Origin of the sequence: Curtobacterium sp. RIT-PI-V (genome assembly GCF_025642935.1) — a bacterium.
GTDB lineage: Bacteria > Actinomycetota > Actinomycetes > Actinomycetales > Microbacteriaceae > Curtobacterium.
In genome coordinates, this window is the sequence record NZ_JANZKM010000001.1 from 12510 (window position 1) to 31448 (window position 18939).

Genomic DNA, 18939 nt, shown 5'->3' on the forward strand with positions numbered 1-18939 from the left:
GTGGGACTGCGCCCGCCCGGATCAGCGGTGGGCCGGGGCGTGCACTGCCTCGAGCAGCTCGGTGCCCATGGTCCGCAACGCCTCGATGACCGCGAGGCGCCGCTGCAACGAGGCGTCGTCGAACGTCACCGTCACCGCGTAGCTGACCGACGACCCGGGCCCCCGCAGGATCCCGGCCTCGGCGCGGACGCCCGTGCTCGACCCGGTGACCGCGACGACCTGCAACCCGTGGTCGAGCGCACGGTGCGCCAGGGGGTCGAGGCCGAACGAGCCGGCGACCAGGTTCAGGTCACTCGCCAGCGACAGCCACCCGAGCACCCGGTTCGAGACCGCTTCGTCCACGACCTCACCGAGCGCAAGTCCACGCATCACCCACGCGAGCTCACCCGTCGGAGCCACCGAGGCATCCGGGGCGTCGTCCGGACCACGACGGTCGCGTACCCGGTCGATCAGCGCGGTCCGTTCGATGCCGAGCGACTCCGCACGCTCGCGGACGGCGTCGATGCCGACCGTCGACAGCAGTGCGTTCATCGCCCACGTGTCACCGGTGGCACCGACCAGGGTCGCCAGGTCGGGCACCTGCATCGTCGGCTCCTGCAGGAACTGCCACAGGCCGGCACCGGTCGCGGTGTCCCGCGCCATGCGCTGGAGGCGGTCGCCGTGCAGGCGGCCGTCCTCGAGCTGCGCCGCGACCTCGATCAGCAACAGCACGCGCCCGAGGCTCGCGACGGGCTGCACCAGGGTGTCGTCGACCGCGAGCAGGGCCTTGCCCGACGAGGTGTCGATCACCGAGGCGCTGACCCCGGCGCCGTCGAGGGCGAGCGCGCCGAGGGCCTCGGTCGTCGCGCCGAACCGGTCGTCCGGCCGACCGCTGTGCCGACCGCGGGCCCGACCGCCACCACCCGAGCGATCCTCCGGCCGCCGACGGCGTGACGACCGAGCCGCGTCCGGCTCCACCATCACCAGATCGCGACGCGCTCGGCGGGGTCGAGGAACATCGCGTCCTTCTCGGTCACGCCGAACGCGTCGTAGTAGCCGTCGATGTTGCGGACGACCTGGTTGCACCGGAACTCGTTCGGCGAGTGCGGGTCGATCGACAGCAGGCGCGCGGCCTCCTCCGGACGGATCGCCATCTGCCACGCCTGCGCCCAGCTCAGGAAGAACCGCTCGGCACCGGTCAGGCCGTCGACGACCGGGGGCTCCTGGCCGTCGAGCGACAGCAGGTACGCCTTCCACGCGATCGACAGGCCGCCGAGGTCGCCGATGTTCTCGCCGATCGTCAGGGCACCGTTGACGTGGCCGTCCGGCACCTCGGTCGGGATGAGCGCGTCGTACTGGGCGATGAGGGCCTTCGTGCGCTCCTCGAACGCCGTGCGGTCGGCCTCGGTCCACCAGTTCTCGAGCTTGCCGTCGCCGTCGTACTGCGAGCCCTGGTCGTCGAAGCCGTGCCCGATCTCGTGGCCGATGACGGCACCGATCGCACCGTAGTTGGCGGCGGCGTCGCGCTCCGCGTCGAAGAACGGGAACTGCAGGATCGCCGCGGGGAACACGATCTCGTTGAAACCGGGGTTGTAGTACGCGTTGATCGTCTGCGGGGTCATGAACCACTCGTCGCGGTCGATCGGCTTGCCGATCTTGCCGAGCTCGCGGTCGACCTGGAACGACGCGACGGCGCGGACGTTCGCGACGAGGTCGTCGGACACGACCGGCAGCGCCGAGTAGTCGCGCCACTTGACCGGGTAGCCGATCTTCGGCGTGAACTTGTCGAGCTTGTCGAGGGCACGGGCACGGGTCTCGTCGGTCATCCAGTCGAGCGCCGTGATGCTCTGCCGGTACGCCTCGACCAGGTTGGCGACGAGGTCGTCCATCGCAGCCTTCGAGGTCTCGTCGAAATGCTCCTGCACGTAGATCCGGCCGACGGCCTCACCCATCGCGCCCTCCACCAGGGAGACGCCGCGCTTCCAGCGCTCGCGCTGCTTCGGCGCCCCGGTGAGTGCGGTGCCGTAGAACGAGAAGTTCGTTGCCGAGAACGCGCTCGTCAGGTACGCGGCCGAGCCACGGATGACCTGCCAGCGCAGCCAGTCCTTCCAGACCTCGAGCGGCTGGTCGCGCAGCAGCTCGGCCAAGCCCGTGATGAACGACGGCTCGCGCACCACGACGGTCTCGAACGCGCCGGCCGGTGCGTCGATGGCCTGCCACCAGGTCTGCAGGTCGATGCCCTCGGCGAGCGCCGCGACCTCGGCCCACGGCAGCTTGTTGTAGGTCTTCTGGCTGTCGCGGGTGGTGACGTTGTCCCAGTGCTTCGACGCCAGGGCGGTCTCGAGCGCGATGACGTGCTCGGTGCGGTCGCCGCCGTCCTCGAACCCGGCGAGCGGGAACATCGCTGCGACGAACTCGCGGTACTTCGTCCGGATGTCGGCGAAGCGCTCTTCGCGGTAGTAGGACTCGTCGGGCAGGCCGAGACCGGACTGCTCGAGGAACACGACGTAGGACTCGGGGTCGCCCGGGTCGTTGTCGACGAAGAGCTGCAGGAAGCTCGGCAGGCCCAGGCGCTCGAAGCGTCCGACGGTGGCGATGAGCTCGGGCACGGACTCGATGGCCGTGATCTCGGCGAGGAGCGGCTCGATCGGTGCGGTGGCGAGCTCTTCGAGCCGTGCTTCGTCGGTGAAGGAGGAGAAGAGGTCACCGACCTTGCGTTCCTCGGTACCGGGGGCGGCCTGCTGCGAGCGCTCGATGATCTCGCGGACGGCGAGTTCGGCGGCCTCGGCCAGCACCGTGAAGGAGCCGTAGCGGGCCTTGTCGTCGGGGATCGGCGTCTCGGCGATCCAGGTGCCGTTCACGTGGCGGTACAGGTCGTCCTGGGGGCGCACCGCGGGGTCGAGTTCGTCAGTGTGGATGCCGGAGGCACGTGCGACGTCGGTCATGCGGTCCACGATAGCCACCGACGCCATGCAGCAGGTCGGTGTCCGTCGTCACCTGCGCACGGCTGCCGGTACGGTCATCGCATGGGACTTCCGTGGAAGCTGCACGGAGACGGCAAGACCGTCTCCGCGACGACGATCGTGGCACCCGACGAACGGCTGACCTGGCCCCGGACGATCGGCCTCGGGGTGCAGCACGTGGTCGCCATGTTCGGCGCCACCTTCCTGGTGCCGCTGCTCACCGGCTTCCCGCCGTCGACGACCCTGCTCTTCAGCGGCATCGGCACGATCCTGTTCCTGCTCATCACGGGCAACCGGCTGCCGAGCTACCTCGGGTCGTCGTTCGCGTTCATCGCGCCCATCGGCGCCGCCACGAAGATCGGCGGCATCCCGCTCGCCCTGTCGGGCATCATCGTCGTCGGTGCACTCCTGGCGATCGTCGGGCTCGTCGTGCACCTGGTCGGCGCCGGCTGGATCGACCGCCTGATGCCGCCGGTGGTGTCCGGTGCGATCGTCGCCCTGATCGGCTTCAACCTGGCTCCGGCGGCGAAGAACAACTTCACGGCGGCCCCGGTCGTCGCGGTCATCACCCTCGCCGCGATCATCCTGGTCACCGTCCTGTTCAAGGGACTGATCGGGCGACTGTCGATCGTCATCGGCGTCCTGGTCGGCTACGTCGCTGCACTGATCGGCGGTCAGGTCGACTACTCGAAGGTCGGCGACGCCGCCTGGATCGGCCTGCCGACGTTCACCGCTCCCGCGTTCGACCCGTCGCAGCTCGCGATCTACCTGGCGTTCGTGCCGGTCGTGCTGGCGCTCGTCGCCGAGAACGTCGGCCACGTGAAGGGCGTCGGACAGCTCACCGGCCGTGATCTCACGCCCCTCACCGGTCGCGCGCTCTTCGCCGACGGCGTCTCCACGGTGCTGGCCGGCGTCGGCGGCGGCTCCGCCACCACCACCTACGGCGAGAACATCGGCGTGATGGCCGCCACCCGCGTCTTCTCCACCGCCGCGTACTGGGTCGCTGCGATCGCGGCCGTCCTGCTCGGCCTCTCCCCGAAGATCGGTGCGGTCATCTCCTCCGTCCCCGCCGGCGTGCTCGGCGGTGCGACCACCGCCCTCTACGGCCTGATCGGTGTCATCGGCATCCGGATCTGGGTCGAGAACCGGGTCGACTTCTCGAAGCCGAAGAACCAGCTGACGGCCGGCATCGCGCTCATCATCGGCATCGCGGACTTCACGTTCGCGTTCGGCCAGGCGAGCTTCGGCGGCATCATCCTCGGCACCATCGCCGCGATCGTCGTCTACCACCTGATGGACCTGATCGGGCGGGCGCGCGGCACCGACGAAGCGACGCCCGCTGCCTCAGAGGAAGCGCACGCCGCCACCGGCGGCGTCCCCGCCGAACCGCGCGTCGACTGACGCAGGACGGCGGCTGGACGAAACCCGTCGCCTGAACACGTGGGACCACCGGACGGGAGGCCCGTAGCGGCGCCGCCACGGGCCTCCCGTCCGTCACGTGGTGCGTTGCGGACCGGGACGCCCCCCAGTTGGTCGCTCCGGTCCGCACACACTCCTCGCCCGGTTCAGCGGGGCGCGCTGGGCGACGGGGTCGCGGTCTGCACGGACTCCTGCTCGTCGATGTACCGCTGATCGAGCGGGACCTCATCGGCGACCCGCGCCGTCCACTGCCCGACGACGGTCGTGCCGTCGGACTCGTACACATCGCCGCCGTCCGGCTCGCTCCACAGAACCCAGCCCTTGCGGCCGTTGTCCGCCCTCCCTGGGACCAGATCCGGGTGACCCGACGCGTTCGGGACCCCGTAGGTCTGGCCCTTGTCGTTGACCGCCCAGTCCGACGTAACCGCGGTGGCGTACTGCAGCGTCGCCGTCCACCTCGTCCCCGCTGACGCTTCGATGCTGAACGTCGTCGTGCCTCGCTCCGGGAGCCGGCCGTCGACGACGCGCATCGTCCCCTCGTCCCGACAACTCAGGCCGGATGTGCCCCCTCCGACGGTGGGGACCTGGACCATGCCGACGTCGTTGCGGCACGTGACGTCGACGATCACGGCCCCAGCTGTGTCGGGAGCCTGCCCGATGTCGATCAATGCGGGACCGGTGCGCGTCGCAGTGGTCGTGCGCCCGACTGCTGCCGTCGTCGTGGTCCCCGGGAGCCCGGCGACGACCAGGGCGGCGGCGCTCGTCGTCACCGTGATCGCTGCGACGGAGACGATCGAGACGCCGATGCGTGCACGTCGTTGCTGTCGCTGCAGAGCGCTCCGTCGTGTCCCGATGGCGGCCAGCTCCGAGCGGACCGCCGCGGCAGCGTCGGGGTTCATGTCGATGCTCATCAGTAGGTGCCTTCCGGGGCGTTGCGGACACTGGGACGGAGATCGTGCAGGTCGCGTTGCAGGCGCTGCCGCATCCGGTGCAGCCGCACGCGTGCCGCGGGTGGTTTGAGACCGACCGCCTGCGCCGCCTGCCAGACCGGCATCTCCTCGACCCCGGTGAGCACCAGCAGCGCGGCGTCCTGCGGCGCGAGCCCCCGGATCGTCGTCCTGAGGCGTTCGCGGGCCTCGAGGTCTTCGGCGTCCGTGGCTGGAGCCTGGGGATCGTCCCGAGGGAGCGCTTCGAGGAGCCTCCGGTACCGCGCCGCTGCGCGTCGATGGTTCTGGGTCAGGTTGACCGTCGTGACCAGCAACCACGGAGCGACGGAACCCGCCACGAGGGTGACGCTCTTGCGCTTGCGCCAGAGCTCGTAGAACGCCGCCGCTGTGATGTCCTCGGCGTCGTGCGAGTGCTCCGTCAGGCTCAACGCCCGTCGGTAGATGCGCGGTCGGTGCCGGTCGAACAGCGCGGCGAACGCAGCCCCGTCATCACGGACCGCTCGCGTCCACAGCGGGCCGTCGTCCTGTTCGTCCTTCACACTCTGGAGTGTCCGGTCATGGCTCCAGCGTTACAGACAGCTGCGGAGCGGCGCAGCCGACGACGAGCGCCGGCGTCGGTCACGCGGCCACCGCGACGGCAACGATCTGACCCGGGACGGCGCGCTGGACGCCGTGCGGCCGATCGCAGCGGCAGTCGACGTCCCGTTCACCGCCGACATCGAGGACTCCCTCCGGCCGGTGGCGGAACAGGAGGACCGCATTCGCGCAGCCCGCCAGGCTGCGGATGACGCCGGCATCCCACTCTTCGTCAACGCTCGGTCGACACCCACCTGCTGGGCGTGCCCCGGAGCGACGTCTGGGTGAAGGAGACGCTCTCCCGTGCGAACGCCTACGCCAGGGCCGGCGCCAGTGGCGTCTTCGTGCTCGGAGCGCTGTCGGCCGCCACGATCTCGATGCTCGTGGACACGATCGAGCTGCCCCTCAACGTCGCGTTCGGGCACGGGACCCTGTCGGTCGGTGACCTCGCACGGGCGGGGGCGAGCCGGGTCAGCGCTGGATCGGCCATCGCCGAAGCCGCGTACAGCGTCGCCAGCGACTGGGCTGCACAGATGATCGGCACGCCGGGTGCTGTCGTCTCGGCACCACCGACGCTCGGCTGGGCCGCGATCAACGAGGTCGTCCGCGACTGATCCCCGGAGCCGGCGCCGAGGGCGTGAAACTCGCAGGTTCCGTCCGCCGGGTCCTCCTCGAGGAGGAGGTTCGCCGACCCCACATCTCGTGTCCGGGGAGGACGCGGTGGTGTGGTCACGCTCCCTACCGTGGTCTCGTCGGGATGCACCCGACGTGGTGGAGGGTGATGATGACGATGACGAACACGCCGGCAACTGTGGATCGCCGTGGGGTGGTGTGCTTCACGTTGGCGGGAGCGCTCACGATCGCAGTGGTCGTGTGGCCGGCAGCGATCGCCGGTTGGGCCTCGGGGACGCACCTGTCCGTCGCGGCGCTTCCCGGAGCCGTGGCCTCGGGGTTCGCGCAGTGGGTGGGGTCCGGGCGGACGTCGAGTTCGCCGTTGGCCGCCGCGGTGTCGTACTGGACCGTGTTCCACGTCGTGAAGGCGATCGTCGCGGTCGCCCTGCTGGTCGTCTTGGTCCCGGTCGGGCAACGTGTCTGGACCGCGTTCGCACGGGCGCGATCGCGGGGGCGTCGCGTCGGGCTGTTCCTGGTCGGCGTCCTGGGTGCTCCGATCGCCCCGGTCGTGCTGCTGGTCGTGATGGCGAACGTGCAGGGTGCGGTGGCGCCGCTGTCATCGGTGCTGAACTTCCTGCCGATGGACGGCACCTCGGTGCTGCAGGTCCGCGGTGAGCTCGCGTCCGGGACGATGACCCCGCCGTTGGCCGCACTCATCGATGACTTCCGCCGCTACCACGCAGCGCTCGTCGTGACCGCGGTCGCTGCGATCATCGTGGTCGTCGCCGGGACGGTGGCGATCTGGGTGCAGCGTGCCCGCACTCCGAAGTCCGATCGGCATCTCCGCCGGGTGCTCGCCGGCGGCGGGATCCTGCTCCCCGGGATGCTGCTGTTCCTCGGGATCGTGCTCCTGGCGAACCTGTCGACCGTCTCGGACACGGCACCCGCCCTGGCCGCGTTCTTCGACGGCAGCGGGATGTGAGGGTCCTGGGTCACGACAGCACGGTGCGGCAGTGGTGGCGGGCGCACCCGATCGTGGCGGATGCCGTCATCGCCGGTGCTCTCGCCGTCGCGGTGGCACCGCAGCTGGTCTTCCACGCCCGGGCCGGTGACCCGCTGCTCGTGGCGTACGTCACGCTGTCGCTGACGATGATCGCGCCGCTGACCGTGCGTCGACGATGGCCCGTGGCCGTCTTCTTCGGCATCAGCGTCGTCGCTGCCGTGCAGTGGTCGATCGGGGTGCAGCTCGCTGCGGACGTGAGCGTGCTGGTGGCGCTGGCGACGGTCGCCGCCCACCGCCCGGTGCGGGACACCGCGGTCGCGGTCGGGATCGCCGAGGTGGGCGCGGTGGCCGCGTCCGTCACGTGGCCGCACGGGCTCCACGTCACCGAGATGCTGACCGTCCTCACCGTGTTCGTCCTCGCGGCGACCGCGTGCGGTGCGTCGGTCCGCAACCACCGCCGCGTGGTCGCGGTCCTGCAGGAGCAGAGCGCTCGGGCACAGCGTGAACGTGAGCAGCAGACTCTGCTCGCGGTCGCCGACGAGCGCACCCGGATCGCGCGGGACATGCACGACGTCATCGCCCACGGCCTCGCCGTGATCGTCACCCTCGCGGCAGCCAGTACCGGCAGGGCGGCTCGGCAACCGGAGCGCGTGGACGAGGCCGTCGGGTTGATCGAACGCACCGCCCGCACGGCTCTTGCCGACACCCGTCACGCGGTCGGGACGATCCGAGCGAGCGATGGACTGCTGCCCACGCCGAGCATCGACGGGGTACCCGCGCTGCTCGACCTCGTCACCGCAGCCGGCCTGCGCGCCACACTGCAGACCGACGGCGCCGTCGACCGAGTTCCGGCAGCGATCGGGGTCGCCGTGTACCGGGTGACCCAGGAGGCCATCACGAACACCCTCAAGCACGCGAGCGCGACCACGTTCACCGTGAACATCACGGCCTCGCGAGACGAGCTCGTCCTCAGCATCGAAGACGACGGCACCGGAGGCGCGCACGAGACCCGAGCCGGAGGCTCCGGACTGCTCGGGATGGAAGAACGCGTCACCCAGCTCGGCGGAATCCTCGAGGCGGGACCCGATGGCACCCGTGGATGGCGGATCGCTGCTTCGATCCCCCTCGCCATCCGGCCCGGAGGAGCACGAGCATGACCATCCGCGTGCTCCTCGTCGACGACCAGGCCCTCATCCGGATGGGGTTCCAGCTCATCCTCGACGACACAGAGGACTTCACGGTCGTCGGCGAGGCCCCGGACGGTCGGAGCGCCATCCGTCAGGCGAACGCACTTCGCCCGGACGTGATCCTCCTCGACATCCGGATGCCCGGCATGGACGGTCTCGAAGCCACCGGACGACTCCTCGCCGACGACCCCGACGCGAAGATCCTGATCCTGACCACCTTCGACCTCGACGAGTACGCCTACCGGGCGCTCCGTGCCGGTGCCAGCGGATTCCTGTTGAAGGACGCGCCGGTCGCCGAGCTCCTCGCGGGCGTCCGCGCCGTCGCTGCCGGCCATGCCGTGACCGCGCCCCGCATCACACGGCTCCTGCTCGATCGCTTCGCACCGCAACTCCCCACCGGGCCGCTGCAGGCACCGGACGGGCGCGCACTCCCGAACCTCACCCAGCGGGAGAACGAGGTGCTCCTCCTCGTCGCGAAGGGCCAGTCGAACGCCGAGATCGCCGCAGCGCTCGGCATCGGCGAGGTCACCGTCAAGACCCACGTCGCCGGAGTCCTCACCAAGCTCGGCCTCCGCAACCGCATCGCCGCAGCGATCTACGCCCACGAACACCACCTCACCTGATCGACAGCGAGGCGGGCACGGTCTGACACACTCAGTCGGGTGATCGCGCTCGTCTCTGCTCCGACGAATCTCGGCCTGCGGCCACCAGAGCCAGGCGCGGTGCCCGGCACGGCGAAAGCACCCGAGGCGCTCCGCGAAGCCGGCCTCCACCGCCGGTTCGCGGAGCAGGGAGCTGCTGATGCCGGCGTGGTCGTTCCCGGCCGTTACGTCGACGATGACGCAACCCGTGCTCCCGGTGTCGTTCGCAACGAACGCGCCGTGATCGACCACGCGCGGCGGCTCGCCGACCGCATCGACACGGTGCTCGCCTCCGGAGCCGCACCGTTGGTCATCGGCGGAGACTGCAGCGTGCTGCTCGGCGCTGGCCTCGCGATGAAACGACGGGACGGCGTCGGATTGGTGCACGTCGACGGCCACACCGACTTCCGGAACCCGGGCAACAGCGACGCGTGCGCGAGCGTGGCCGGGGAGGACCTCGCCGCCGCCGTCGGGCACCACTGGCCGGCGCTGGCCGACATCGACGGTGCCGGCCCGTACTTCGATGCTGCACGAACTGCTCACGTCGGCTGTCGCGACGACGACGCCGAGCTCGCGGAGGTCCGCTCTGTGCTCGGCGCAGTCGTCCCGACCTCGGAGTGGCGCGCCCGTGGCACTGCCACAGTCGTCAAGGCCCTGCGGACGACGGCGGGTGCGGCGGGCTACTGGTTGCAGGTCGACGTCGACGTGCTCGACGCAGCGGTGATGCCCGCCGTCGACAGTCCCGACCCGGGCGGCTGCACGCCACACGAGCTGATCGAGCTGCTCCGCGCGCTCGCTCCCCGTGCCGTCGGCGCATCGATCACCGTCTACGATCCGGATCTCGACCCGGACGGCACGCATGCCCGACTCCTGACAGAGGTCCTCACGGCCAGCCTCGGCGGCCTCGGCGGTGAGCTGCAGGAGCCGCGACCTGGAGCGGATCGGTGATCAGGACGCCTGCTCAGCCGAGGCCGAGGCAGAACGCCATGACGGCTTGCTGTACCGGGAGGAGTCCGGCCTTGAAGTCGTGCCCGACGAATGCGGCGTGTTCGACAGCGTCGACACTGACCTCACGGCCGCGCAGGAACGGCGGACACGGGTTGAAGCGGACTCCCGGCGGCGCGAGGTCGAGGAGGGCCGCCGTGATCCGATACTGCTCGAGCGCGTCAGCGTGCGCACCGGGACCGTCAGTGAGGACCACGTCCGCAGACCGAACAGCTGCCTCGAGGTCGTCGGTCCACGCAGCCCCCGGGGTTGCGAGTTCGGCCGGGCAACACTGAATGAGGTCGAGGTGCAAGACGCGAGCGGCTTCCTGCCACGCCCGGGCGATGTTGCCGTCCGCGCCCACGAAGAGGAAGCGCATCGCGGTGATGTCGCCCCGCTGCTGCAAGGCGTGAAGGTCGGACAGCGCCTCGCACGGATGGTTGTCGTCCGTCATCGCGTTCACGACCGGCAACGCGTGAGCCGCAGCCAAGGCCTGGACCACGGCGAGGTCGTGGTGGCGCACCACGACGATGTCGACCCAGTTCTCGAGGTAGCGAGCGACATCTGACAGCGCCTCCGGCTTGTCGAGTGTCGTGTCCGGGAACACGATCGGTTCGAGCCCCATGAGCGAAGCGCCCCGCTCGAACGTGGCCCTGGTGCGCAGACTCGTCGGCGGGAAGAACATGACCGCCGCGCCATCCGTCACGGGCCCCCGGCCCGCACGGAATGCGTCAGCCAGGTCGAAGACCGCGTCAACGTCAGATGCAGACCAGTCATCGAGCTTGACGAGAGAACGCATCCGAGCAGCGTAGGGGCCGGGACACCGAGCCATCCAGCAGGACCGGCCAAGTCGACGATGGCGACCATCACCGGGTGTGCGAACGACGCCCGTGCCCCATCCCCGCCAGAATGGCCCGGTGCCCCGAACGACGACAGCCGCAGTCACTGCCGAACGGCGCGCGGTCGACCGTGACATCGTGCGGCTGGCGGTGCCGGCGCTCGGAGCGCTCGTGGTCGAGCCGCTGTTCCTGCTCACCGACACCGCGCTCGTCGGGCACCTCGGCGCGACGCCCCTGGCGGCCGTCGGACTCGCGAGTGCCGTGCTGTCGACCGTGACCGGGCTGCTGGTGTTCCTGGCGTACTCGACGACGCCGGCGGTGGCCCGTGCGCTCGGCGGTGGGGACCGTCGCGGCGCCGTCCACGCCGGCATCGACGGGATGTGGCTCGCGCTTGCGCTGGGGGTGGTGCTCGCGCTGGTCGGGTGGCCGCTCGCCGGTCCGCTCGTCGACCTGTTCGGCGCCTCGGCCGAGGTGTCGGCGGCCGCGACCGCGTACCTGACGGTGTCGCTCATCGGGCTGCCCGGGATCCTGGTCGTCACTGCCTCGACCGGGCTGCTGCGCGGGCTGCAGGACACGAAGACCCCGCTCGTCGTCGCGACCGTCGGGTTCGTCGCGAACGGGCTGTTGAACGCCGTCCTGATCTACGGCGCGGGCTGGGGCGTCGAGGGGTCCGCCGCCGGCACCGTCATCGTGCAGTGGGCGATGGCCATCGTCTACGTCCGGATCGCGGTGCGGGCCGCGCGGTCGTCGGGAGCACCGCTGCGGCCCGGCGCCTCGGGCGTCGTCCGGGCGTTGCGGTCGGGGGCATGGCTGTTCCTACGGACCGCGTCGCTGCGGATCGCGATGCTCGCGACCGTCGGGGCCGCTGCCGGGCTCGGGACCGCGGGACTCGCGACGACGCAGGTCGGGCTGACGGTGTTCTCGACGCTGGCGTTCGCGCTCGACGCCCTGGCGATCGCTGGGCAGGCGCTCGTCGGGCACGGCCTCGGGGCGCGGGATCCTGCGCGGGTACGGCTGGTGACGCGGCGGCTCGTGCTGCTCGGGATCGTCGGCGGTGCGCTGCTCGGCGTGGTGACCCTGGCTGTCAGTGGTGTGCTCGGGCCGGTGTTCTCCGACTCGTCTGCTGTGCGGGACGCGCTGCCGCTCGTGTTGGTGCTCATCGCCGTCGGGATGCCCGTGGCCGGGTACGTCTTCGTGCTCGACGGAGTGCTGATCGGGGCCGGGGACGCGCGGTACCTGGCGATCGCGGGCGGCGTGAACCTGGTCGTGTACCTGCCGCTGCTGTGGTGGGTCGGTGGGACGCTCGCCGGCTTGTGGGCAGCGTTCGCCCTCGGGTACATCGGGGTGCGGGCGGTGACGCTCGGGGTGCGGGCGCATCGGCGTGGATGGGTGGAACAGGCGTTGGCGCGGTGAGCGGCTCTTCTGGTCCTGGTGCTGGTGCTGGGGCTTCGCCTGTCGCGTCGTCGTCTTCGGTGGCATCGTCGGCTGTGCTCGCCACGGTCGGGATCGGGGTGCAGGGCGTCGCGAAGCTGCTCGTGACCGTCGTCGTCGGGCGGGTGTTCGGCACCGAGACCCTCGGGCAGACCACGGCGCTGCTGTCACTGTCGGTGTTCGTCGCGCTGCTCTGGCCGAACGCCGCGGGCAATACCGCCTCTCGGTACCTGGCGATCGCGTTGCGGGGTCGGCGGTCGGACGCCGCGGTGAACCGGCTGCTCGGGCTGTCGATGCTGGTGTCGACCGTGGTGCTCGCAGCGGTCACCGTGCCGGTCGCGGTCGCCTGGGGCAACGGCCCCGGCATGGTGCTCGGTGGTGTCGGGGTCGTCGTCGGCTACGGGTTGTACTGCTACGCCCGCGGCGCGCAGCTCGGCTACGGCCGGGCGCCGCGGGTTGCACTCTGGGACTCGGTGACGAGCGTGCTGGCGCTCGGGTTGCTCGTGGTGGCGTGCGTCACCCGCCTCGAGCCGTTCGTGCTGCTGCCGCTCGCCATCGGCTACACGGTGTTCGCGATCGCGTGCTGGCCGCGGGGGAACGGTTTCGGGTCTGCTGCTCGCGAACCCGCCGCCGGGGTGCTCGGGTTCGCGGCGTGGAACGTGCTGGCGGTGGTGACGTCGAACGGGTTGCTGCAGTTGACGATGATCTCGGCGCAGGTGACGTCGTCGGCGCACGACGCCGGGGTCTACGCGGCGGCGTTCACCCTGGCGACGCCGGCGTCGATGCTCGGGCAGGCGTTGGGCCAGGTGCTCGTGCCGGCGTTCGCGCACCGGACGGATGGTGGGTCGTTGCGCTCGCGTGGAGCGCTCGTGCTCGTCGTCGGGTTCGCTGCTGCGTCCGCGGTCGTGTTCGGGCTGGTCGCGCTGCTCGCCGGGTGGTTCCTGCCGATCGTCTACCCCGCCGAGGGCGCTGCCGCCGTGGCGGACCTGCGCTACCTGATGGTCGCGGTGTGGGTGTTCACCGTCGGGCTCGTGCCCGCGGCGCTGTTGCTCGCGTCGGGGCGGTCGCGGCAGGTGGCGCTGGCGTCGGTCGCGGGCTTCGTCGTCGGGGCAGTGCTCATGGCGGTGCTCGGGCCCGTCGCGGGGGTCGCGGGTGGGACGACGGGCTTCTTGGTGGGGAGTGCGGTGAACCTGGTCGCGGTGGTGGGGCTCGGAGTGCGGGCAGCCGGCGCGAACTCGTCTATTCGCCGTGGACCGGCAGCCAACCGCCGGACCGGGTGACTGGCTACGGTCCTGCGCCCCGACTAAGGCGGAGTCATGCCAAACCGTCTCGCGAACGGTAAGATCGCGTCGAGGTCAGGAATGCCCTAATCCCTGAAAGCCAATCTTGCCGGTGTAGCGGTAAGTGCTCTGCTCGGCGCACTGAAAATCGTTCGCGAACAGCCGGTCGTGCGTCAACTGGAACGCATAACAGCAGGACTTTAGGACACTCTTGGCGACGCCGATGGACCCATCCACTTGGAGTGGCTTCCTAGGGGTCTCTCGCGCCGCCTGAACTACCAGTACAAAGCACCGCGGCAGCGGGTCACACTCTTCATGAGCTGACTTGACGACAAGCCTTATCGAGCCCGGTTGAGGGCCATGGATTGATTATGGCGCCCTGGTGCTAGTGAGCGTCGGGTCCCTTCAATCTGTGAGCCGCGGATAGCCCGCCGAACTCAACGCCGAGTCCGTTGGATCTTCCGCCACGACTCGGATGCCAGCCGATCACCCTATGTCGAGCCACTCGTACCCCTGGCCGAGTGCCATCGTCGATGCGACCCTGCCGCACAGCTGACCGCAACGCTCGATGTGCCGCAGTCGACACACGCGCATGACGCCGATACCCAGCTCTATTTCAGATTGACCGGGGCGCCCTCTAGCTCTGTGGCCGTCAAACGAGATGACGTCCATCCGCTGAGTTCTCTGTCGACGTTTGGCGCACCTCGAACCAAAGCAGTGCGCCAATCGAGAGCCCCCATTTTCTGAAGGCGCCCAACCACCACAATTGGATGCACGCCTTGATTCTCCGCAATTTGCTCGACCCAGCCAGATCGAATACGCAGTGGAGGCTCAGGCAATTCTTTGGGCAGGATCCACTCCGACGCAAGTCGGTCAGCTTCTTCTTCGACCCCTAGCGTGTACTTTTTGTCGCTAGGATCGTCGAGGATCAGACCACCCGCATCGAGGTGGCCGAGTACAATATGAGCCACCTCGTGCAGGAGTGTGAACAACACCTTGTCTAGCCGCTTCCCACGACCAGATAATGCAATCGCCGGCTGACCAGACTCCAACGAGAAGGAGCACCCGTCGATTTTACTACCAGGGAAAGCTTCGACGTAAACAAGAGCCACGCCGCAGTGCGCAAAAAGCTCAGGGAGGCCACTAAACGCATCTACCTGACGAAGCTCTTGCGACAGTCGCAGGCCTAGGGACTCGAGCGCCTCCTGCGAATACTTGGCCACCATTTGCTCAGCAGCCAAGAACCGAGCACAGGCAGTCCAGGCAAGCTGATTAGCACTAAGTTCCTCTGAGGGGTTGGAGCGGCGAGCAGCAATTTGCTGTATCGGCTGATCATCGAGGCTTTCCATACCGTACAGATTCCGAAGTTCATCTGCCTGATCGTGAATATTGTCCGCATTTATGAAACCACGACGGACAAGAACAGACAGCGGCGCAAGCTCCTTCAAGCGAGCCCGCACTCGCACATCATCAAGCTTCTCCCGAGTCACCTCATCTTGGCCTTGACGCCAAAGGTAGTAAGCATCCTGCAGATTAAGCCACATTTCGGCAGAAGTATTAAGGGCAGCACCGATTTGCGCGGCAGACTCCCGTGTGATCTCCTTCTTCCCCGAGATAATCTCCGAGACGAACTGTGCGGGACGCCCTAGGATCTCCGCAAATTCAGCCTGGGTCCAACCGCGCTCCTGAAGTTCGTCGGCGAGGTATTCGCCCGCCGGGAACGCCTCTACTCGAGCGGTAGCGGCCATCTCTCAAATCTCCCTTCAGTGATAGTCAACCAGTTCGAGCAAGATCGCCGTACGACCATCCCCGTCAGTTGCGAAATTGAGTACCAGCCGGTATTGGCCGTTGAGTCGAATCGATGAGGTACCAGCCCGATCCCCCTCGAGTTTTTCGAGGCGCAGCGACTTCATGCGCCGCAGGTCACGCTCGTCCCGCGCCGCATCGAGCAGCTGCACCTTCTTGCGATACGCACGAACAACGTCACGGCTCCATCGTTTGGGCTGGAAGTCCGGATCCTCCGCCAGCCGACGAAGGTCGTCGTCCTCGAAAACAACCCGCACGACCACCCCTCCACCTGGCTTGACTACGCGACACAGTACAGGAACCCAACATCCCACTTGACATCACGCCATCACCCCATGCATGATTCATCGTAGCGAGTATGGGCGAGCGAGGCAAGGAGAACCCGGCGTGACGAAGCAAGAGCCACCTCGGAACGAGAAGGTGTACGCCCGTTCCACGAACTCCCACCCTGCTGGCCCCACTCCACCCCCTGCTCCCGCGAGCGAGATCTGGGACTTGATTGACAGGCTGATGAGCGATGAGCCCGAGGCCGCGCCCAAGAAGGCGGTCCCGGACCCCAAGCGGCGGCGGGGAGAGGCACGACGTCGACAGCGGCGAACGCGTTGGCGTCGCGCGCTCGACCTAGCCGGTACCGTCGTCTGGCTCTTCGTTGGAGTGAAGCTCTTCATCGGCGACCTTGACCGAGTGCTCCTCGCCGTGGTCGCCCCGCAGGCCATTGGGGTCCTCGACTTCCGTTGGCTGCTCGTACTTGTCTTGATCGCGCTGCTCATGCTGTTGTTCAACTGGAGGAGGCTGGGTCTCAGCACCGCGTACGTGGCCGGATTCCCGCTCGTGATTCTTCTGTGGAAAATCCCGAAGTTTCTAGTAAAAAGGCGGAGTCCTCTCTTCATTGTCGGCATCGCGGGCATCGTAGTAAGCATCTCATCAAGGGCCCGTCCTTTCACAATCGCTCTCGCCATCGCTTGTGTTTCGGGTGCAATGATCTCGTCATCCGAGATGCCATGGGCAGCCGTTGGCGTTGGCGCCATGGCTGTCGCTTTGCTCTGGTGGCTCACCATCACGGCAATCGACTTGCTGCGCTCCACTGCATTCATTCGTTCCCAGAAGAAACTCATCGACGGCATTTTCAAGAGCAAGCTCATCGAGCGAATTTCGACGTTTGCTCTGCCGAACCGTGTGACGATCAAGTCATGGAGCGTTGACGACGCAAAGAAATTCCGTGACGGCGCAGGCTACGCCGTGCTGGCAACCCGTGCACTTCAGTTCTGGGCCGCTTGCCTGGACCAGTATCGCCGCGGGCCTTCCGTCGTAATTTTGAGTATAATTGCGGTAGTGGGATTGACGGCTCAGGTCATGCTGGCCTTCACCTTCATCAACTTCGGGGTCTACATTGCGTCCCCGTCTGGGTTTTCGGCTACCGCGCCGCCGAACTGGTGGACGTTCGCTTACTACACCGCTGCGGGCACCTACTTCGGCGAGATCAGCGCCCTCGCTCCTGTCGGGGCGCTGGCGATTGCCGCAAAGCTCGCGAACGGCGTCCTAGGCTTGATCGTCATCGGCACAGTCATCATTTCCATTTGCCTGAATTATCGGAGTGTCCGAGCGGAAACGGACGCTGTCGGCGCCGCTCGGTCCCTCAACGAGAAGGCCGATGAAATCGCAGACATCTCAAGTAGGCAGTTGGAGATGACCTTCGAGGAGATTGAAGCCCGGCTCCGCGCGACGAGTTGGGGGCTGCTAGGAATCACACGTTGGCTGGCCACCTACGCTGACAAGACGAAGGCGGAGCACGTAGAGGGCAGATAACGGCCGTCGGATGCTTCATCTGAGACTCATCGACAGGGAACAGGCGTCGCTACCCCCTCTCCGTGCCCGTGCGACGCGGGTGCTGGTACCGATGTTCTTGGATACGCCTCATCAGCGCGGTGCCCGCGCTCGAAGGGGTGTCGTTTTCGGGTCCGCCACGGCGCTTTAGCCGCGGAAGCGCGCGAGGGGCCGGAGCCCATGCCGCACGTGGCAGGTGCGGTGCTTGCGTTAGTCGGCACTTGGAGGCGGCGGCGGCCCCGTCGTGTCCCCCACCCGCAACTCCGAGATGAACGACGCCGACTGCGGCTCCGCCCCCTCGAGCATGGCCAGCGCAGCACGAGCGGCAGCTTGGCCCTTCTGCACGAAGGGCTGCACCAGGGTGGTCAGGTGCCGGATCGGGGTCCGGTGCAACAGGCTGTCGTCCACCGTGATGCCGTCGAACCCGACGACGCTGACGTCCTCGGGCACCCGCAGCCCGGCGTCGAGGGCAGCCGAGATCACCCCGACGGCGATCAGGTCACTCTGCGCGATGACCGCGGTCGGCCGTGGCCCGTCCGCGGCGAACAGCTCGACACCGGCCAGACGTCCTTCTTCCACCGAGCTGCCAGCAGTCTCGACCGCCACGGCGGAGGGGTAGACCTCGCGCACACCGCGGAGCCGTTCGAGCGTGGTGAACGCGATGCCCGAGGCGAACCGGTCGTCGTCGATCGGCCCCCGCCGACGAGCAGCGTCGAGCGGCAGCGTCACCACCGTGACGTCGGCATGCCCGAGGTCCTGCAGGTACACAGCAGCACGGCGCGAGGCATCCCGGTTGTCGAGCTGGACGGGCACGGCACCCTCGATCTCGTCCGCCTCGATCGCGACGACGGGGATCTGTCGACGCCGCAGCACCGCCACGGCCGGGTCGATCCGGACGTTGCACCCCACGAGCACGACGGCGTCCATCGGGGCATCCACCAGCGGGCCGGCACCCTGTTCGTCGTCGAGCGGACTCCGGACCAGCAAGAGCGAAGCCCCCGCAGCCCCGGCCACCTCGGCGATGCCGTCGAGCGTCAGGACGTTCACCGGATCGCGGAAGGCGTCGCTCAAGCGTTCGTCCATCACGACACCGATGACGCCGGAACGGCCTCGGCGGAGCGAACGCGCACGGGGGTCGGGGCCGCCGTAGCCGAGCTCGGCGGCGGCGGCGAGCACGCGTGCCTTGGCGTCCTCGGACACCGGGCCGCTGCCGCTGAACGCGAGCGACGCCGTCGACGGCGCGACACCGGCGGCACGGGCGACCGCGGCCAGCGTCGGGCGCGACCGACGGGTGACTCCGCCGCGGGAAGGCGACGCGCCGAGTGCTGTTGCCGGTTCGTCCATCGCCGGTTATCGTAGCGGGAACAAGCGGTCGAATCGATTCGATAGCGGCCGACACCGAACAGAACACGCACCGCGACCCGCACGACGACCACCAGCAACGAAGC

17 protein-coding genes are annotated in these 18939 nt (G+C 68.6%); 9 read left to right on the plus strand and 8 right to left on the minus strand.

Features of this window, described 5'->3' with window-relative positions; translation table 11 throughout:
• Positions 1–21: 21 nt before the first annotated feature.
• Together OGL88_RS00090 and OGL88_RS00095 are read right to left on the minus strand one after the other, a co-directional pair.
• Positions 22–960: a serine hydrolase gene (locus OGL88_RS00090; RefSeq protein WP_263055094.1), complete on the minus strand. Its 939-nt coding sequence runs from the start codon at positions 958–960 to the stop codon at positions 22–24.
• Positions 960–2924 carry a M13 family metallopeptidase gene (locus OGL88_RS00095; RefSeq protein WP_263055095.1) on the minus strand — a complete coding sequence of 655 codons (1965 nt, stop codon included), beginning with the start codon at positions 2922–2924 and terminating at the stop codon, positions 960–962. The genes OGL88_RS00090 and OGL88_RS00095 overlap by 1 nt, the downstream gene beginning before the upstream one ends.
• Before the next feature lie 81 nt (positions 2925–3005).
• On the opposite strand from OGL88_RS00095, the gene OGL88_RS00100 reads away from it, so the two are divergent.
• Complete coding sequence (locus OGL88_RS00100; RefSeq protein ID WP_263055096.1) at positions 3006–4343, plus strand: uracil-xanthine permease family protein; 1338 nt, start codon at positions 3006–3008, stop codon at positions 4341–4343.
• A 164-nt stretch (positions 4344–4507) separates the two neighbouring features.
• Here the strand turns inward: OGL88_RS00100 and OGL88_RS00105 are convergent, their stop codons facing one another.
• Both OGL88_RS00105 and OGL88_RS00110 read right to left on the minus strand, forming a co-directional pair.
• A complete protein-coding gene (locus OGL88_RS00105) occupies positions 4508–5272 on the minus strand; it encodes a hypothetical protein (protein ID WP_263055097.1) in 765 nt (254 codons plus the stop codon).
• Entirely contained in the window at positions 5272–5847 is a 576-nt protein-coding gene (locus tag OGL88_RS00110; protein WP_263055098.1) for an RNA polymerase sigma factor, read from the minus strand. The genes OGL88_RS00105 and OGL88_RS00110 overlap by 1 nt, the downstream gene beginning before the upstream one ends.
• A 300-nt stretch (positions 5848–6147) precedes the next feature.
• Here OGL88_RS00110 and OGL88_RS00115 point away from each other — a divergent pair, with 300 nt between their 5' ends.
• The 5 genes from OGL88_RS00115 (at position 6148) to OGL88_RS00135 (ending at position 10275) form a co-directional block, all read left to right on the plus strand.
• Positions 6148–6498: an isocitrate lyase/phosphoenolpyruvate mutase family protein gene (locus tag OGL88_RS00115; RefSeq protein ID WP_263055099.1), complete on the plus strand. Its 351-nt coding sequence runs from the start codon at positions 6148–6150 to the stop codon at positions 6496–6498.
• 176 nt (positions 6499–6674) lie between these two features.
• Complete coding sequence (locus OGL88_RS00120) at positions 6675–7478, plus strand: hypothetical protein (RefSeq protein WP_263089306.1); 804 nt, start codon at positions 6675–6677, stop codon at positions 7476–7478.
• Positions 7479–7501: 23 nt separating this feature from the next.
• Entirely contained in the window at positions 7502–8656 is a 1155-nt protein-coding gene (locus OGL88_RS00125; RefSeq protein ID WP_263089307.1) for a sensor histidine kinase, read from the plus strand.
• Positions 8653–9309: a response regulator gene (locus OGL88_RS00130; RefSeq protein ID WP_263055102.1), complete on the plus strand. Its 657-nt coding sequence runs from the start codon at positions 8653–8655 to the stop codon at positions 9307–9309. The genes OGL88_RS00125 and OGL88_RS00130 overlap by 4 nt, the downstream gene beginning before the upstream one ends.
• 99 nt (positions 9310–9408) lie before the next feature.
• Positions 9409–10275, plus strand: coding sequence for an arginase family protein (locus OGL88_RS00135; RefSeq protein WP_263089308.1), 867 nt, complete (start codon positions 9409–9411; stop codon positions 10273–10275).
• Between the two features lie 13 nt (positions 10276–10288).
• On the opposite strand, the gene OGL88_RS00140 is transcribed toward OGL88_RS00135, so the two are convergent.
• Positions 10289–11110, minus strand: a complete 822-nt coding sequence (locus tag OGL88_RS00140) for an ornithine carbamoyltransferase (protein ID WP_263055104.1) — start codon at positions 11108–11110, stop codon at positions 10289–10291.
• Positions 11111–11228: 118 nt separating this feature from the next.
• Between OGL88_RS00140 and OGL88_RS00145 the strand changes: the two genes are divergently transcribed.
• Positions 11229–12563, plus strand: coding sequence for an MATE family efflux transporter (locus tag OGL88_RS00145; protein ID WP_263055105.1), 1335 nt, complete (start codon positions 11229–11231; stop codon positions 12561–12563).
• A 74-nt stretch (positions 12564–12637) separates the two neighbouring features.
• Positions 12638–13861 carry a lipopolysaccharide biosynthesis protein gene (locus OGL88_RS00150; protein ID WP_263055106.1) on the plus strand — a complete coding sequence of 408 codons (1224 nt, stop codon included), beginning with the start codon at positions 12638–12640 and terminating at the stop codon, positions 13859–13861.
• 611 nt (positions 13862–14472) lie between these two features.
• Here OGL88_RS00150 and OGL88_RS00155 read toward each other — a convergent pair.
• Together OGL88_RS00155 and OGL88_RS00160 are read right to left on the minus strand one after the other, a co-directional pair.
• Entirely contained in the window at positions 14473–15609 is a 1137-nt protein-coding gene (locus OGL88_RS00155; RefSeq protein WP_263055107.1) for a HigA family addiction module antitoxin, read from the minus strand.
• Between the two features lie 15 nt (positions 15610–15624).
• Positions 15625–15930, minus strand: a complete 306-nt coding sequence (locus OGL88_RS00160; protein WP_263055108.1) for a type II toxin-antitoxin system RelE/ParE family toxin — start codon at positions 15928–15930, stop codon at positions 15625–15627.
• Positions 15931–16054: 124 nt separating this feature from the next.
• Here OGL88_RS00160 and OGL88_RS00165 point away from each other — a divergent pair, with 124 nt between their 5' ends.
• Positions 16055–17473, plus strand: coding sequence for a hypothetical protein (locus tag OGL88_RS00165; RefSeq protein ID WP_263055109.1), 1419 nt, complete (start codon positions 16055–16057; stop codon positions 17471–17473).
• A 228-nt stretch (positions 17474–17701) separates the two neighbouring features.
• On the opposite strand, the gene OGL88_RS00170 is transcribed toward OGL88_RS00165, so the two are convergent.
• Positions 17702–18835: a LacI family DNA-binding transcriptional regulator gene (locus OGL88_RS00170; protein WP_263055110.1), complete on the minus strand. Its 1134-nt coding sequence runs from the start codon at positions 18833–18835 to the stop codon at positions 17702–17704.
• Between the last annotated feature and the right edge of the window lie 104 nt (positions 18836–18939).